The organism is Enterobacter sp. B79-1 (assembly GCF_057444735.1).
Genome location: NZ_JBYAZJ010000003.1, coordinates 308,031 through 323,407 on the forward strand (window position 1 = coordinate 308,031; position 15,377 = coordinate 323,407).

The window sequence follows — 15,377 nt, forward strand, 5'->3', positions numbered from 1 at the left end:
CCGAAAGCTAAGGCCGTATTGACGGTAAACGTCACTACTCGTCGAAGTACCAGTACCCCTGGTTAATCAGCCCGGTGAGCTCTTCAATAAACGCCGGGTTATTCAGCGCATCGCCCAGCTCAGCCTGGCCGAGTTCGGTGTAGCGGCACAGCGCATCCGCCGCCTTCGCGTCTACCGTCTCCAGCTGTTCGCTGTTGATGAAGAAGCTGCCGTTGATGTTCAGCACGCGCAGGCCGCTCAGGCGAGACAGCGTTTCGCCACCCTGCAGCGCGTCCAGCACCTCTTCCGGCGCGTACGGCGGCTCGGCGGCGGCGATATCCAGCTCGTGGCGCGGCGTCGAGACAAAGCTGCCGAACCATTTTGTGAAATCTTCAGGCTTGCCGATCATGTCGATCATCATTTGACGAATGCGATCCAGCTCGTACTGCTCCACGCGGCCCGGGTGTTCGCGACAGGTCAGATCCGGATCGCTGTAGTGCTCGCCGCCCAGATCGTTTTCCAGCGCGTAATCAGCGAAGCTGCTGATCAGATCGCGACCGTTCGGCCCGCGGAAGCCGACGGAGTAGTTGAGCGCCGTCTCATGGGTAAAGCCGTCGTGCGGGAATCCAGGCGGGATGTAGAGGATATCGCCCGGGGCCAGATCTTCGTCGATGATCGGCTCAAACGGATCGACATGCAGCAGCGCCGGATGCGGGCAGAACTGACGCATCGGCAGCTTGTCGCCCACGCGCCAGCGGCGGCTGCCCATCCCCTGAATGATGAATACGTCGTACTGATCGATATGCGGGCCCACGCCGCCGCCCGGCACGGAGAAGGAGATCATCAGGTCATCCAGACGCCAGTCCGGCAGGACGCGGAACGGACGCACCAGCTCCGCCGCGGGCATGTGCCAGTGGTTCACCGCCTGCGCCAGCAGCGACCAGCCGGTTTCGCCCAGATCGTCAAAGTGCTCAAACGGACCATTGCTGGCCTGCCATTTGCCGTTGAAATGGCTCACCAGACGGCTATCGACTTCCGGCTCCATCGCCAGCCCTGCCAGCTCGTCCGGGGTAATCGGATCGACAAAATTCGGGAAGGCATTTTTCAGCACTACGGGTTGTTTTTGCCAGTATTTCTCGAGAAATTCCGGCCAGTTCAGGTTCAGTTGATACGCCATGGGTAGCACCAGTGAGAGGGGAAACAGGCGCGATTATGGAAGAGAGCAAGCGTGAGCGCTTTGTCGTGGGTCAAGCGAGGGTAAAAAGCGTGTAGGTCGGGTAAGGCAAAGCCGCCACCCGACACAAACACGCCGCGAAAACTTAATCCAGCTTCAGCTCGTCATAATGGGTAATCAGTTTACCCACGATGCCGTAGTCCAGCGCTTCTGCCGGAGACATCCAGAAGTTGCGGTCGGTGTCTTTTTTCACTTTTTCCAGCGGCTGGCCGGTGGCGTCGGCGATCAGCTTGTTCACGCGATCCAGCATGCGGATGATCTCGCGCGCTTCGATCTCAATATCCGTCGCCTGACCGCGCACGCCGCCCAGCGGCTGGTGGATCATAAAGCGGGTATTTGGCAGCGAGTAGCGGTGCTCTTTTTTCGCCGCCAGGAAGATGGTGATCCCGGCGCTCGCCACCCAGCCGGTGCCGATGACGTGCACTTCCGGGCGGATGAATTTGATGAAGTCGTGGATGGTATCGCCCGCTTCCACGTGGCCGCCCTGGCTGTTGATGTACAGCTTGATCGGATCGTTGCTCACGCTTTGCAGCAGGATCATCTGGGTAATGACTTTCTGCGCCAGCTCCTGGTTGATCTCACCGGAGATCACAATCGAACGAGACTCCAGCAGTTTTTGCTGCAGAGCGCCCGCGCCGTTTGACCCTTCCGCTTTATCCTTGTCGCTTTCTTTCAGTGTGTAGTGCATTGTCTTTTCCTCAGCTTGTCGCGCTCAAAACCAGAGTGTAGCCTGTTTTACCGGTGAAAGTCCTCACCGACAAATAACGAGGGAGCTTATGCATATTGCCCATGTCGCACTCTGGACCCGCAGCCTGAACGCCCAGGTTCAGTTCTGGGAAACGGTTTTTAATGGCCGCAGTAACGAACGCTACGTCAGTAAAAACCGTCCCGGCTTCGAATCACACTTTATTACGCTCGATAACGGGCCGACCATCGAGCTGATGACGCTGCCGGAGCTGCCCGACGCCCCGTCGCACCCGGAGTTTATCGGCTGGGCGCATATCGCCATCAACGTCGGCAGCAAAGCGCAGGTCGACACCATGGCCGAGCGGGCGCAGGCCACCGGCACGCTGCTCAGCGCCCCGCGCATGACCGGAGATGGCTTCTATGAAGCGGTGATTGCAGACCCGGACGGCAACCGCATCGAGCTTGTCGGTGCATAAAAACGGCGTTTCGTTCCTTCACCGCCTCCGCCCCGGCTCGCTATACTTCATACGGTTATCATATTGTGAAATGATAATGATAGTTAATGTGTTAAGATGAAAGTCAGCATAAACAGTCCCTTACGTAAGCGTCGGGACTGTTTGCATCCTCGACATGTCAATCAGCACCGGGGCGGTGAATGGAACACATTGTGTATGTGGTAGATGACGATGACGCAGTCAGGCAGTCCGTGATCGGGCTGCTGGACTCGGCAGACCTGAACGCCGTCGGCTTTTCATCGGCAGAAGCATTTCTTCAACACCGCTTTGAAGAGCTACCGTCGTGCGTGGTTCTCGATATGCAAATGCCCGCCATCTCGGGCTTTGAGGTGGCTGACGCCCTCAAGGACTGCGGGCGCGAGATCCCGATTATTTTCCTCACCGGCCACGGCACCATCCCGATGTCGGTGCGCGCCATTAAGGGCGGCGCGTACGAATTTCTCACCAAGCCCGTTGAATCCGCTGCGCTGATCGACGCCATTGAGTCCGCGCTTCAGCTGGCGGAACACAACGCCGCGCGCAATAAAGAGCACTACGCCCTGAAGCAGCGCCACATGTCCCTCACCCCCCGCGAACACGAGGTGCTGACGCTGGCGATAAGCGGCATGCTGAACAAGCAGATTGCCGCCGAGCTGGGCGTCAGCGAAATCACGGTGAAGGTGCACCGTCGCCGCGTGATGGAGAAAATGCAGGTGCGCTCCGTGGCGGAGCTGGTCAGGGCCGTTGAGCGCCTGACCAATAGCCTGCCTGCGGAGTAACCTTTACCCTTCCTGTGCCGCCAGCGGCAGCGCAAACGCAAACACCGTGCCGTACGGCTCCCGGCGGCGCGCGCTCAGCTTCCCGCAGTGGCGCTCGATGATGCTGGCGCTGATGGTCAGCCCCATCCCCATCCCCTGCGCTTTGGTGGAGTAGAACGAGTCAAAAATCTGCTCCAGCCGCTCGGGCTCAATGCCGCTCCCGGTATCGGCGATCTCGACGATCACTTTCCCGTCGGCGTTGGCGGTGCTGAGGGTAATGGTGCTGGCGCGATCCTTGACCTCGGCCATCGCCTCTACCGCATTCATCACCAGATTCAACAGCACCTGCTGGATCTGCACGCTGTCGCCGGTGATAAAGCTGTCCTGCGCCCTTAACAGATAATCAACGCTAATGTGTCTCTGCTCCAGCTCGCTGCGCGAAAGCGTGATGATATGGTGGATCAGGTAGTGCATGTCGATGCGCGAGAAGGTGGGGTCCTGCTTGCGCGTCAGGGACTGGATGCTGCGAATGATCTCCCCCGCCCGCGCGCCTTCCGCGGCGATCTCCTCCAGCCCTTCGCGCACTTTATCCAGCCGGGCGGGCTCGCGGTTGAGCCAGCGCAGGCTCGCCCCGGCGTTCGAGACGATCGACATCAGCGGCTGGTTGATCTCGTGGGCGATGGAGGAGGTCAGCTGCCCGACGGTGGTGGCCCGGGACACCCGCGCCAGATCCGCCTGCGCGACCCGCATGGCATCCTCCGCGGCGCGCTGGCTGGTGATGTCGGTGATGATGCCGTAATACTCGTTCACCTCGCTGCCCACGCCCACCGGATCGCCAATCCCGAGGATATAGCGCGTTGAGCCGTCGGTACGCTTAACCCGAAACTCCGCGCGCATGGAGAGCCCGTCGCGCACGCTTCGGGTGACGATGGCGCTGATGCGGGCATAATCGTCCTCATGAACGAAGGTCAAAAACTCCGCCATGGAGATCATCTTTTGCCGTTCGGGCAGGCCGAGAATGCGGGCGTACTCTTCCGAGACAAACATCAGATCCTGCTCCAGCTCCCAGCGCCAGCTGCCGGTGTGGCTGATCTGCTCGCCGAGCATCAGCGAGGTCTGGCTGGATCGCAGCTCTTTCTCCACCCGTCGGCGCTGGATGTTCTCCGCCAGCAGCTCGGCATACAGCCGCGCCGTCTCCAGGGATACCGCGGCCTGCGCGCCCAGCAGGCTTACCACGCGCGAGTGCTCGGCGGTGAAGACCTCCGGCATCAGGCGGTTTTCCAGGTAGAGCACGCCCACCAGCCGCGCCTGTTTGAACATCGGGACGCACATGACCGCCGCCCCCGAGGTCACCAGATAGGGGTCCTGACTGAAGGGATGGAACTCCTCCGGCCTGCCGGTGCGGATCTCCTGCCCGGTGCGGATCACCGCCGCCAGCACCGATAGCGGCAGGTCGGTCGCCGTCGGCACGTCTTTCAGGATCCGCACCCGCACGCCCTCGGTGCTGGTCCAGGCGCTGGCCTCGATCTCCGGGATGAGGCTCTCGCTCACGCGCAGCAGCAGGCCGCGCTGCGCCCCGGCGCGTTCGAGCAGGATGGTCATCAGGTTTTCGATCAAGCGCTCAAGGTTAATCTCTTCCGACAGCGCGCGGGAGGCTTTGATCACGCTTTGCAGATCGCGGATGGTCTCGTTCTGGGCGAAGGCCACCGTGTCGTAGGCGCTGGCCTGCCCGGAGGCCAGCAGGTGCGGGAAATCCTGCTCCAGCTGGCGTACCTTGGCCTGCGCGCCCGCGCGTCCCCAGGCGGCAATCGAGCCGCGGAAGTGCGCGTCCGAGGCGGTCGGGTAGCCGCAGGCCAGCGCAAAGCGCCCCGCCAGCTCGTGGGCCAGGGCATTAATCGGGTTAAACCCGCCCTCGCGTGAGAGCCGGACCGCCTTCTCATACTGCTCGAGCGCAATGCTGTTCATCCCGTCCAGACGCACGATTTCGGCGTAGATCAGCGCCTCTTTATCCGCGAACGTGCCGGGATTAATGCGCGCCCAGAGGGCAATTTTGTCGTAGTGGGCGTGAATGCTGCGGCGGTGATTCGCCGAGAAGGTCTCCGGCGTCAGCTGACGGGAGAGCGCCAGAGCGCTGTAAAGATGGTAGTCCAGCAGATGGATGTGCCCCGGCGCAGACCACGCATACCAGCCCGCCATCTCAAGATCCGCCTGCGCGTCGGCATATTCACCGCAGGTAAAGTGCGCCATGCCGCGATACAGCCAGTACCAGAACAGCATGGTGGCGTTCTTCTCCGGCGCCTGCTCCGGCGACGCGGGAAGCAGCGCCTCCGGCAGCACCTGCGCCGCGGTCCAGGTGCCGATGACCGGCGTGCGCAGGAACTCAACGTAGCCGCGCTGGACCATCAAAATGGTTTCCACGTCCTGGAAGTGGGTTTTACGCACGAACGCCAGGCCCCGATCGATGCTGGTCAGCACCCCGCCCAGGTGATCGCCCCGCGACAGGAAGTTAATCACCTGGTGGCAGGCCGCAAAGCAGGCCATGGTCATATCCCCGTGGGTCACCGCCGAGGTGAAGCAAGCCTTCGCGCACTCGATGGTGAACGACAAAGGCTGGGTCCAGACGCTGAGCTGGTCGAGCGGCAGCAGGGTTTTGGCTTCGAACGCGTCGTAGCCGTGGCGATTGACCAGCTCGCGGGCCAGGGTGCCGTACTGGAACCCGAGGCGGTACTCGGCGTAGCGGTGGCCAATCAGCACGCCAAACCAGGCCATCGCCGTGGTGGACGCGCCGGTAATGCCGTGGTCGAGGGTCAGGTGCATCATGCGGCAGAGCAGCAAAAAGTGCAGGCGCGGGCAGATGAAGCTGGCGCAAATGCTGGCGCTGTACAGCAGGTTCATCACCGCTTCAGTTTCCGGGTTATCCATCCGCGACAGCTGGGCAAACAGGTTTTGCGGCGCGTCGGCCGTGCGGTTGCAAAACAGCGCCCAGGCCTCGTCGCAGTCGGCATCTTCCGGATAGCGGCTAATCTGGATCCCAAAAATCCCCAGCCAGCAGAGCGCCGCCTCCAGCGCCAGACGGCTGTCCGACTGGCGAATGTACACCTCCACCAGCAGGTTGGCCGCCAGCGCCTTTTCGGTCAGCCCGCCGGGGCAGCCGAGAATGGCGTCACACAGCTCGCGGGTCCGCTCCAGATGCCCCAGCGCAAACTCGCAGCCCGCCTCTTCGATATCGAGCATGAAGTCCGATACCGTCCCGGCGTTGCCCAGCGCTCTGGCGGTCTGGATATAGCCGAGCGCCGAAAGGTAATCTCCCGAACGCTTCGCGCGTCGCGCGGCAAGCAGGCTCAGCTCGCGGAACATCTGCCGCTGCGGCGCGGGCTGGATGCTGTCCAGCGCGGCCGTGACGTGGTGAACGGCGCGGAACAGCAGCTCGTTCCCCGCCGCCTGACGCGCGGCGTCGGCCAGCAGGCTGGCGGTCGTCAGGTGAATATGGCTTTTCTCATGCCGTTCCAGCAGCGCAAAGGCCGCCTCCTGCACCCGGTCATGGGTGAAGGCATATTTTTTTTCCGTCAGCACGATGAGCTGGGCCATTACCGCCGGGTGCAGCGCATAGCGCATTTCCGCCATCGACATGCCGACCACGCGGCAGATCATCTCCATCTCGCCCGTGCCGCCGAGGCAGGCGATGCTGCCCAGCAGGCGGCGCGTCTCGTCGGGCAGCTCTTCGAGCTGCTCCAGCACCAGAGTGACGACGTTTTCGGTGTAATGCCTGGCGCGGATCGCCTGCAGATCGTAGTGCCACTTGTCCTGATATTTGTTGTGCACCACCAGACCGTCATCGACGATGCGGCGGAAAAACTCGTGCACAAAGAGCGGGTTGCCGCCCGTCTTCTCGTGGATCAGCGTGGCGAGGTCGGTCGTCGCCGCACTGCGGGTACGAAATACCGTCGCCAGCCAGCGCGCCACCGCTTTCACGGACAGCGCCTGCGGGACAATCTCGCTCGCGTTTTGCGCCGCTTCCGGCAGGCTCGCCAGCAGCGCCTGCAGGGAGTCGTCGGACACGGAACTGATATCCCGGTGGGCCGCGACCACCAGCAGCGGAACAGCGCCGCAGTTCATCAGCAGATATTTGAGCGTCTGCAGGCTGGCGGCGTCGCTCCACTGGAGATCGTCGAGCACCAGCACCAGCGGGCAGCCCTGCGAGGCAAAGGTTTTTACCAGCGCCAGCACCATATGGCTGAAGCGCGCCCGGGCATCGATGGAAAACGTATCCGCCGAGAAGCGCGGCTGGCTCTCAAGCAGCAGGCCCAGCTCGGGCACCAGGCTGACGGCCAGCGCCTCGTGCCCCTCCAGGGCGCGAGACAGGCGGATTTTCCACTTCGCCACGTCGTCTGCGGGCAGCCCCAGCAGGTGCAGCGTCAGGGTGCGGAACGCGGAGCTTAATACGCCGTAGGGCAGCGACGGCGAAAACTGATCGACTTTGCCCACCGCCAGCAGCACCGTACGCTGCTGCAGCGTTTTGAGTGCCGTCGCAATAATTGAGGATTTGCCGATCCCCGACGGCCCGCCGATCGTCACCAGCTCCGGCACCAGGTTCTGCCCCACCCGCTCAAACGCGGCAATGACGTCGTTCGCCTGCGGATGGGTCGCGAACAGGGAGTCCGCCAGATGGATCGCCGGGGTGCGGTCCTGCTGGCCAGGGATAAAGGCGACGATCTCGCCCTCGCAGGTCAGCGTTGCCTGGCAGCGGCGGAGGTCGGCAATCAGCCCGTCCACCGTCTGGTAGCGGTTATCAGGGTGCTTTTCCAGCAGCTTCAGGATGATGGTCGACAGCATTTCCGGCACGTCCGGGCGGATCGCGTCCGGGGCCAGCGGCGCGGAGGCAATATGGTAGTGCGCCCAGTTGGTCTGCTCGTCCTCCCCCAACTCAAACGGCAGTCGTCCGGTCAGGAGTTCATACAGCACCATGCCGAGGCTGTAGAGATCGCTGCGGCCGTCGACCGGGCGCTGGGTGCGGGTGGTGTGCTCCGGCGACATATACGCGGGCGTACCGCCTGAAACGGGAAGCCGGGTCTGGGTGACGGCATCTGAGAGACTGCTGGAAAGGCCAAAGCTGCCCAGACGGCAGGTGGCATCGTGATGAACAAAAATACTGCCGGGCTTGATATCGCCGTGGATCAGGTTTTGCAGATGCATCTGGCGCAGGGGAGCGCAGATCTGGATCGCCATCTCGATAAAGCGCGCGATGCCCGAGATCGCCCTGCCCGCGCGCCGCGCCAGCAGCTCAAACGCAAACGGCGCATACACCAGCGCGAAGCGCCCCCGGTACTGGGTGGAGGCAACGGCGCGGATGGCCCAGCTGTCCTGCAGCACGTCGCGCAGCGCAAACTCGTTTTTGAGCAGCCGGGTGGCCCGCTCTTCCTCTTCGTCGCTCACCGCGGTGGCGATAATGAACGAGCCGCCGGAATGAGGATGTCGCGCGTGCATCCAGGCGATACCGCCCTCCTGCGCCAGCACGGTAAAAATCACATCCTCTTTAAGGACAAAAACCCGCCCCTGGTGAAGATTCCCCGGGGCGGGCCAGAATGCAGGCTGCTCGTGTTCGTTCATCCGCGATCCTTATTGTCGGCGGGCCAGCTCCCGCTGAAGATGATCCAGCAGAATATCGATGTTAATGGGCTTACGCAAAAATGCAGCGGCGCCCAGATCAAGAGCGTACCGCTGCATATTTTCATCAGCATGACCGGAGATAAAGAGCACGGGCGGAGGCGGTACGGCCAGCAGCCGCAGCTTATCAAACAGCTCCAGGCCGCTCATGCCCCGCAGCTTGATATCGGTGATGACCAGCGCCGCGCCGGACAGGGCGAACGGATGGCTCAGAAATACTTCTGCCGAATCAAACGTATCGGTCGAATACCCTTCCGACTCCAGGAGATTACTCAGCCCGCTGCGGACGGAACGTTCGTCATCAATGATGGCAATGCGCCACGGCAGCGTCATGCTCTCTTTCCTCTCACAAATCATTAAACGTCGCGATCGTCCTTCGCGGGCGCAGGGGGCGCCGTGCCGCTGATTTTCGGCACGCATTCGTGACGAAACCAGGCGAGGGTAAGCGGTTCGCGACTCAGTAAACGCCGTCCCACCGGAATGAGCTGTTCGCCCACCAGCATGCCAAACAGGCCAAGCAGGGCGACAACCGGCGGCGCCGGGGAATGGACGTCGAGCAGGGCGTAAATTACCCCAGCAGCCACGCCGCACACCAGCGAAATTATCCACGCTTTCATGATGACGCTCCCGTCTGCGATGTCGCCTGCGGAACGGTCACCTGAGGCGGCGCGGCGTCGCGGGATAACAGATGCCGCGTCGCCTGTTCACCCGCCAGCATCCCCAGCAGGCCAATCAGCGCCAGCGCGGGCGGCGCGGGGGAGCGCACCTTCAGCACGGCATACATCAGGCCAATCAACACGCCTGCGGCAAGGGATATCAGCCCAGTACTCATTGTGAACTCCAGAGAAAGAGGCAGCGGCGAGCCGGATGAGGGACCAGCCCGCCAGCGGGGCTTAGCGAGCCGGGACCGGCGCTAAGGTGCGGTGCTCGCTCTTCTGGCGAGACGGCGCTTTGTGCACCATGGTGTAGGCGTAATCCACGCCCATGCCGTACGCGCCGGAGTGCTCGCGCACGATATCCATCACCGCGGTGTAGGTCTCTTTACGCGCCCAGTCGCGCTGCCACTCCAGCATCACCTGCTGCCAGGTCACCGGGATCACGCCCGCCTGGATCATGCGCTGCATCGCGTAGTCGTGGGCTTCTTTGGAGGTGCCGCCGGACGCGTCCGCCACCATATAAATTTCGTAGTCGCCTTCCAGCATCGCGCACAGGGCGAAGCTGTTGTTGCACACTTCGGTCCACAGGCCGGCAACCACCACCTTCTTCTTGCCGTTGGCCTTCAGCGCGTCGCGCACCTTCTGGTCGTCCCAGGAGTTCATGGAGGTACGCTCCAGAATGTCCTGGCCCGGGAACACGTCCAGCAGCTCCGGATAGGTGTTACCGGAGAAGCTTTCGGTCTCAACGGTGGTGATGATGGTCGGGATGTTGAACACTTTGGCCGCTTTCGCCAGCGCCACGGTGTTGTTTTTCAGCACCTGGCGGTCAATAGACTGCACGCCAAACGCCATCTGTGGCTGGTGGTCGATGAAAATAATCTGACAGTTCGCAGGGGTTAACACTTCGAGCTTTGAAGAGGTCATAGCATTTTCCAGTGGTTAAGGGTGAAATCGCCGCGAGCGCCGCGGCGATAAAGTCACCCTCATCCTGCGGTTTTCCGTCCCTGCGCGTAATTATCTCTTCGTATAGTTAACCTTAGGTATAGTTATACTTTGGTATACCTATCCTATTGTATAACTGGATCTTTGCCGAAACCGGTTCCCATAATCCTGACCATTCCCCTCTCAGTCAGGAGCAGTTATGGTTACCCTCGGTAAAGCCGATCTCATTCTGGTTAACGGCCAGTTTCACACCGTCGATCGCGAGAACCCCGTCGCGGAAGCCGTTGCCGTGCGCGACGGAAAATTTCTGGAAGTGGGTACCGTCGCCGAGGTGATGCAGCACCACTGCGACGGCACCAAGGTGGTGGACCTGAAAGGCCACACCGCCATCCCCGGCCTGAACGACTCGCACCTGCACCTTATCCGCGGCGGGCTGAACTACAACCTCGAGCTGCGCTGGGAAGGCGTGCCGTCCCTGGCCGATGCCCTGCGGATGCTGAAAGAGCAGGCCCTGCGCACGCCGTCGCCCCAGTGGGTGCGCGTGGTGGGCGGCTGGACTGAGTTCCAGTTCGCCGAGCGCCGGATGCCGACCCTCGACGAAATTAACGACGCCGCGCCGGACACCCCGGTCTTCATCCTGCACCTGTACGACCGCGCCCTACTCAACCGCGCCGCGCTGAAGGTGGTCGGCTACACCAAAGACACGCCGAACCCGCCGGGCGGCGAGATCCAGCGCGACGCCAACGGCAACCCGACCGGGATGCTGATCGCCCGTCCAAACGCCATGATCCTCTACGCCACGCTGGCCAAAGGGCCGAAGCTGCCGCTGGAGCAGCAGGTCAACTCCACCCGCCAGTTCATGCGCGAGCTGAACCGTCTGGGGCTGACCAGCGCCATCGACGCGGGCGGCGGCTTCCAGAACTACCCGGAAGATTACGAGGTGATCGCCGAGCTGCATGAGAAAAAGCAGATGACCATCCGCATCGCCTACAACCTGTTTACCCAGCGTCCGGGCCACGAGCTGGAAGACTTTGAAAAATGGACCGACATGCTCACGCCGGGCCAGGGCAGCGACTTCTTCCGCCACAACGGCGCGGGCGAGATGCTGGTCTTCTCCGCCGCCGATTTTGAAGACTTCCTCGAGCCGCGCCCGGACCTCGCGCCGGGCATGGAGGACGAGCTGGAGCGCGTGGTGCGCCATCTGGTGGAGCACCGCTGGCCGTTCCGCCTGCACGCCACCTATAACGAATCCATCAGCCGCATGCTGGACGTCTTCGAGAAGGTGAACCGCGACATTCCGTTCAACGGCCTGCACTGGTTCTTCGACCACGCGGAAACCGTTACCCAGGCCAACATCGACCGCATCAAAGAACTGGGCGGCGGCATTGCCGTGCAGCACCGCATGGCCTTCCAGGGCGAATACTTTGCCGAGCGCTACGGGATCGAAGCCACCCGCCACACGCCGCCGGTGGCAAAAATGCTCGAGACCGGCGTGCCGGTGGGCTTAGGGACGGACGCCACCCGCGTGGCGAGCTACAATCCGTGGACCGCGCTCTACTGGCTGGTCTCCGGCCGCACCGTCGGCGGGATGCAGATGTACGACCACAGCGCCCGTCTGGACCGCGATACCGCCCTGATGCTCTGGACCCAGGGCAGCGCGTGGTTCTCCAGCGAGCAGAACCAGAAGGGGCAGATCAAGGTCGGCCAGCTTGCCGATCTGGCGGTGCTGAGCAAAGACTACTTCCGCGTGCCGGAAGAGGAGATCAAGGGCATCGAGTCCGTCCTGACGGTGGTGAACGGCGACATCGTCTACGCCGCAGGCAGCTTTGGCCCGCTTTCCCCGCCTGCCATTCCGGTCCTGCCCGAGTGGTCCCCGGTGGTGAAGGTGCCGGGCCACTACCGCAGCGCGCCGCCGCAGGCCGCCCGCGTCGGCTTGAGCCCTATCCACCACTGCAGCGGCCCGTGCGGGGTTCACAGCCACCAGCATGATTTCGCTCGCACCTCAGAGATGCCGGTGTCCGACGATAACGCTTTCTGGGGGGCGCTGGGCTGCAGCTGCTTTGCATTCTGATGAAAAACACTTTTGCCCCGCCCCGGGTCGACCTGGGGCTGTTCTTCCTGCGCCTGACCGGCAGCCTGCTGCTGCTGTACGTGCACGGCCTGCCGAAGGTGCTGCACTTCAGCGAAGAGCTGACGCGCATTGAGGATCCGTTCGGCTTCGGGCCCTGGGCGAGCCTGATCCCGGCGATTGTCGCCGAGGTGATTTGCCCGCTGTTTATCATTGCGGGGGTTTACACCCGCCTGGCGTGCCTGCCGATTATCGCCGTGCTGCTGGTGGCGATGCTGGCGGTCCACCCGAACTGGTCGATTGCCGAAGGGCAGTTTGGCTGGCTGCTGCTGATTATCTTCACCACCCTTGCCCTCACCGGGCCGGGCCAGTGGCGGCTGCAGCGTAAGGCAACGGAGAGGTTTGCATGACCCAGGTTAACGACGTTCGCGACGCACACGTCGAGACGACGCCCGCACCGACGGTTTCGCCCTGGCAGCCGCTGAGCCAGCCGGTGTTCCGCATGCTGTGGATCGCCACGGTGGTCTCTAACGTCGGCTCATGGATGAGCGACGTCGGCATCAACTGGAGCATGCTGACCCTGAGCGCCGATCCGCTGGATATCGCGCTGGTGCAGGCGGCCAGCAGCCTGCCGATGTTCCTCTTCGCCCTGCCGTCCGGGGTAATGGCGGACATCGTCGACCGACGTAAATACCTGCTCTTCTCCCAGCTGTGGGTGTTCATCGCCGCCGCCGGGCTGACGGTGCTCTCCTTCACCGGACACGTTACCCCCGCCGTTCTGCTGGTGGCGACGTTTCTGCTGAGCGTGGGCGCGGCGATGAGTTCGCCGCCGTTCCAGGCCGTGGTGCCCGATCTGGTGAGCAAGCCCGAGCTAGGCGCCGCCGTGGCGCTGAACTCGCTCGGGGTGAACATCAGCCGGGCGATTGGCCCCGCACTGGGCGGTTTTCTGCTCTCGCTCGCCGGGCCGTGGATGGTGTTTGCCCTGAACGCGCTCTCCGTGGTTGGCGTGGCGTGGGTGCTGTGGCGCTGGCGTCCGGCTCCGTCCATTCAGCGTCTGCCGCCGGAGCACTTCTTCTCTGCGGTGCGCTCCGGGATTCGCTACGTGCACGCCGCGCCGGTGCTGCGCAACGTGCTGGTGCGCACCGTGGCCTTCTTCGTTTTCGGCAGCGCGGGCTGGGCCCTGCTGCCGCTGGTGGCGCGCCGCGAGCTGGGCCTGGGCCCGGCGGGCTACGGCGTGATGCTGGCGTGCATTGGCCTGGGGGCGATTGCCGGGGCGATCCTGCTGCCGCGCCTGCGCCAGCGGCTGGACGCCGACCGCCTGATGGTGGCCGCCAGCCTGACGTTTGCCCTCACCATGCTGGCGCTGGCGTTTGTCCGCCACGTCTGGCTGCTCAACCTGTTTGAGTTTTTCACCGGTTTCGCGTGGATTGCGGTGCTCTCCACCCTCAACCTCGGCGCGCAGCGCAGCGCCGCCCGCTGGGTGAAGGCCCGCGCGCTGGCGGTCTACCTGACGGTGTTCTTCGGCTCGATGACCGCGGGCAGCGCCATCTGGGGGCAGATCGCTTCCCGCTTCGGCACCCCGACCTCGCTGGTGGTCGCCACGCTGGGGATGGTGCTGGCGAGCGCGACGGTGTTCCGCTGGAAGCTGGGCAAAGATCCGGACCTGAACCTCGACCTCAGCGGCCAGCCGCTGGACGGCGTGGAGATTGACCTGCCGAACGAGCGCGGCCCGGTGCTGGTGTCGCACGAGTACATCATCGACCCGCAGAACACCAAGGCCTTCCTTGAGGCCGTCCACGAGCTGCGCCGGGTGCGCCGCCGCGCCGGGGCGATGAGCTGGGCGGTGTACGAGGATATCGAGCGTCCCGGCCTGTTTATCGAGACCTTCATGATGGGCTCCTGGATCGAGCATCTGCGCCAGCAGGAGCGCCACACCATGAATGACCTCCTGCTGCAGAGCCGCGTTCTGGCTTTTCATCAGGGCACAACATCACCGGCTATTCGCTACCTGGTCGCGCCGGTATAACCATAATCATCACCTGCACAGGAACACACTATGGCAACGTTTAAGGCAAAAGACGGCACGCAGATTTACTACAAAGAAGGCGGCGCGGGCAAACCGGTTCTCTTCAGCCACGGCTGGCCGCTGGACGGCGACATGTGGGACAGCCAGCTGAACTACCTGGCCGAGCGCGGCTTCCGCGCCATCGCCTTTGACCGCCGCGGCTTTGGCCGCTCGGATCAGCCGTGGAACGGTTACGACTACGACACCTTTGCGTCCGACATCAACGACCTGATTACCACCCTGGCTCTGCACGACGTAACGCTGGTGGGCTTCTCCATGGGCGGCGGCGACGTGACCCGCTACATCAACAACTACGGCAGCGCGCGCGTCGCCGGTCTGGCGCTGCTGGGCGCGGTCACGCCGATCTTCGGCAAATCCGACTCCTTCCCGCAGGGCGTGGATCAGAGCGTATTCGACGGCATTCGCGACGGACTGCGTAAAGATCGCGCCCAGTTCATCAGCGACTTCGCGACGCCGTTCTACGGCATCAACGCCGGGCAGACCGTCTCTGACGGCGCCCTGACCCAGACGCTGAACATCGCCCTGCTGGCATCCCTGAAGGGCACCATCGACTGCGTGACCGCGTTCGGCGAAACCGACTTCCGCCCGGACATGGCGAAAATCGACGTGCCGACGCTGGTGATTCACGGCAGCAACGACCAGATCGTGCCGTTTGAAAGCACCGGCAAGCTGGCGGCAGAGATGATTAAAAACGCCACGCTGAAGGTGTACGACAACGCGCCGCACGGCTTCGCGCTGACCCACCAGGACCAGCTCAACGAAGATCTGCTGGCGTTTGTGAAGTCGCTGTAATGCTTTAAATGCGAAGC

Annotated in this window: 12 protein-coding genes and 1 pseudogene; 6 read left to right on the forward strand and 7 right to left on the reverse strand. The window is 62.9% G+C overall.

Features of this window, described 5'->3' with window-relative positions; all coding sequences use genetic code 11:
- Positions 1 to 34: 34 nt before the first annotated feature.
- Together AC2T6E_RS11865 and AC2T6E_RS11870 are read right to left on the reverse strand one after the other, a co-directional pair.
- Positions 35 to 1,156, reverse strand: coding sequence for a ribosomal protein uL16 3-hydroxylase (locus AC2T6E_RS11865; protein WP_316383265.1), 1,122 nt, complete (start codon positions 1,154 to 1,156; stop codon positions 35 to 37).
- 142 nt (positions 1,157 to 1,298) lie between these two features.
- Positions 1,299 to 1,907: pseudogene (locus tag AC2T6E_RS11870) on the reverse strand (ATP-dependent Clp protease proteolytic subunit); the annotation flags it as partial.
- A gap of 82 nt (positions 1,908 to 1,989) precedes the next feature.
- Here AC2T6E_RS11870 and AC2T6E_RS11875 point away from each other — a divergent pair.
- On the forward strand, positions 1,990 to 2,376 hold the full coding sequence (locus tag AC2T6E_RS11875; protein ID WP_486691881.1) for a VOC family protein: 387 nt from the start codon (positions 1,990 to 1,992) through the stop codon (positions 2,374 to 2,376).
- Between the two features lie 179 nt (positions 2,377 to 2,555).
- Entirely contained in the window at positions 2,556 to 3,173 is a 618-nt protein-coding gene (locus tag AC2T6E_RS11880; RefSeq protein ID WP_486691883.1) for a response regulator transcription factor, read from the forward strand.
- Positions 3,174 to 3,176: 3 nt separating this feature from the next.
- Here AC2T6E_RS11880 and AC2T6E_RS11885 read toward each other — a convergent pair whose 3' ends face one another.
- The 5 genes from AC2T6E_RS11885 to AC2T6E_RS11905 all read right to left on the reverse strand — a co-directional run bounded on the left by AC2T6E_RS11885 (position 3,177) and on the right by AC2T6E_RS11905 (position 10,396).
- Entirely contained in the window at positions 3,177 to 8,759 is a 5,583-nt protein-coding gene (locus tag AC2T6E_RS11885; RefSeq protein WP_486691885.1) for a trifunctional serine/threonine-protein kinase/ATP-binding protein/sensor histidine kinase, read from the reverse strand.
- A 9-nt stretch (positions 8,760 to 8,768) separates the two neighbouring features.
- The gene (locus AC2T6E_RS11890; RefSeq protein WP_312961645.1) at positions 8,769 to 9,149 is read right to left on the reverse strand and encodes a response regulator transcription factor; all 381 of its coding nucleotides are present in this window, start codon (positions 9,147 to 9,149) and stop codon (positions 8,769 to 8,771) included.
- A gap of 23 nt (positions 9,150 to 9,172) precedes the next feature.
- Entirely contained in the window at positions 9,173 to 9,433 is a 261-nt protein-coding gene (locus tag AC2T6E_RS11895; protein WP_023334358.1) for a XapX domain-containing protein, read from the reverse strand.
- The gene (locus AC2T6E_RS11900) at positions 9,430 to 9,648 is read right to left on the reverse strand and encodes a DUF1427 family protein (RefSeq protein ID WP_023334357.1); all 219 of its coding nucleotides are present in this window, start codon (positions 9,646 to 9,648) and stop codon (positions 9,430 to 9,432) included. Before AC2T6E_RS11900 ends, AC2T6E_RS11895 begins: the two co-directional genes overlap by 4 nt.
- A gap of 61 nt (positions 9,649 to 9,709) precedes the next feature.
- Positions 9,710 to 10,396, reverse strand: coding sequence for a hydrolase (locus tag AC2T6E_RS11905; RefSeq protein ID WP_008501349.1), 687 nt, complete (start codon positions 10,394 to 10,396; stop codon positions 9,710 to 9,712).
- Positions 10,397 to 10,613: 217 nt separating this feature from the next.
- Here AC2T6E_RS11905 and AC2T6E_RS11910 point away from each other — a divergent pair, with 217 nt between their 5' ends.
- Genes AC2T6E_RS11910 through AC2T6E_RS11925 form a run of 4 tightly spaced genes read left to right on the forward strand, consistent with a single transcriptional unit; the run spans position 10,614 to position 15,360 of the window.
- On the forward strand, positions 10,614 to 12,485 hold the full coding sequence (locus tag AC2T6E_RS11910; protein WP_348557116.1) for an amidohydrolase: 1,872 nt from the start codon (positions 10,614 to 10,616) through the stop codon (positions 12,483 to 12,485).
- Entirely contained in the window at positions 12,485 to 12,892 is a 408-nt protein-coding gene (locus AC2T6E_RS11915) for a DoxX family protein (RefSeq protein ID WP_023619921.1), read from the forward strand. The genes AC2T6E_RS11910 and AC2T6E_RS11915 overlap by 1 nt, the downstream gene beginning before the upstream one ends.
- Entirely contained in the window at positions 12,889 to 14,508 is a 1,620-nt protein-coding gene (locus AC2T6E_RS11920) for an MFS transporter (protein WP_486691891.1), read from the forward strand. The genes AC2T6E_RS11915 and AC2T6E_RS11920 overlap by 4 nt, the downstream gene beginning before the upstream one ends.
- Before the next feature lie 30 nt (positions 14,509 to 14,538).
- Positions 14,539 to 15,360: an alpha/beta fold hydrolase gene (locus AC2T6E_RS11925; protein WP_486691893.1), complete on the forward strand. Its 822-nt coding sequence runs from the start codon at positions 14,539 to 14,541 to the stop codon at positions 15,358 to 15,360.
- The last annotated feature ends 17 nt before the right edge of the window (positions 15,361 to 15,377 follow it).

Bases quoted from the DNA above. Each gene is read 5' to 3' on its own strand.
- AC2T6E_RS11865 (WP_316383265.1), bottom strand. From the start codon at position 1,156: ATGGCGTATCAACTGAACCTGAACTGGCCGGAATTTCTCGAGAAATAC.
- AC2T6E_RS11875 (WP_486691881.1), top strand. From the start codon at position 1,990: ATGCATATTGCCCATGTCGCACTCTGGACCCGCAGCCTGAACGCCCAG.
- AC2T6E_RS11880 (WP_486691883.1), top strand. From the start codon at position 2,556: ATGGAACACATTGTGTATGTGGTAGATGACGATGACGCAGTCAGGCAG.
- AC2T6E_RS11885 (WP_486691885.1), bottom strand. From the start codon at position 8,759: ATGAACGAACACGAGCAGCCTGCATTCTGGCCCGCCCCGGGGAATCTT.
- AC2T6E_RS11890 (WP_312961645.1), bottom strand. From the start codon at position 9,149: ATGACGCTGCCGTGGCGCATTGCCATCATTGATGACGAACGTTCCGTC.
- AC2T6E_RS11895 (WP_023334358.1), bottom strand. From the start codon at position 9,433: ATGAAAGCGTGGATAATTTCGCTGGTGTGCGGCGTGGCTGCTGGGGTA.
- AC2T6E_RS11900 (WP_023334357.1), bottom strand. From the start codon at position 9,648: ATGAGTACTGGGCTGATATCCCTTGCCGCAGGCGTGTTGATTGGCCTG.
- AC2T6E_RS11905 (WP_008501349.1), bottom strand. From the start codon at position 10,396: ATGACCTCTTCAAAGCTCGAAGTGTTAACCCCTGCGAACTGTCAGATT.
- AC2T6E_RS11910 (WP_348557116.1), top strand. From the start codon at position 10,614: ATGGTTACCCTCGGTAAAGCCGATCTCATTCTGGTTAACGGCCAGTTT.
- AC2T6E_RS11915 (WP_023619921.1), top strand. From the start codon at position 12,485: ATGAAAAACACTTTTGCCCCGCCCCGGGTCGACCTGGGGCTGTTCTTC.
- AC2T6E_RS11920 (WP_486691891.1), top strand. From the start codon at position 12,889: ATGACCCAGGTTAACGACGTTCGCGACGCACACGTCGAGACGACGCCC.
- AC2T6E_RS11925 (WP_486691893.1), top strand. From the start codon at position 14,539: ATGGCAACGTTTAAGGCAAAAGACGGCACGCAGATTTACTACAAAGAA.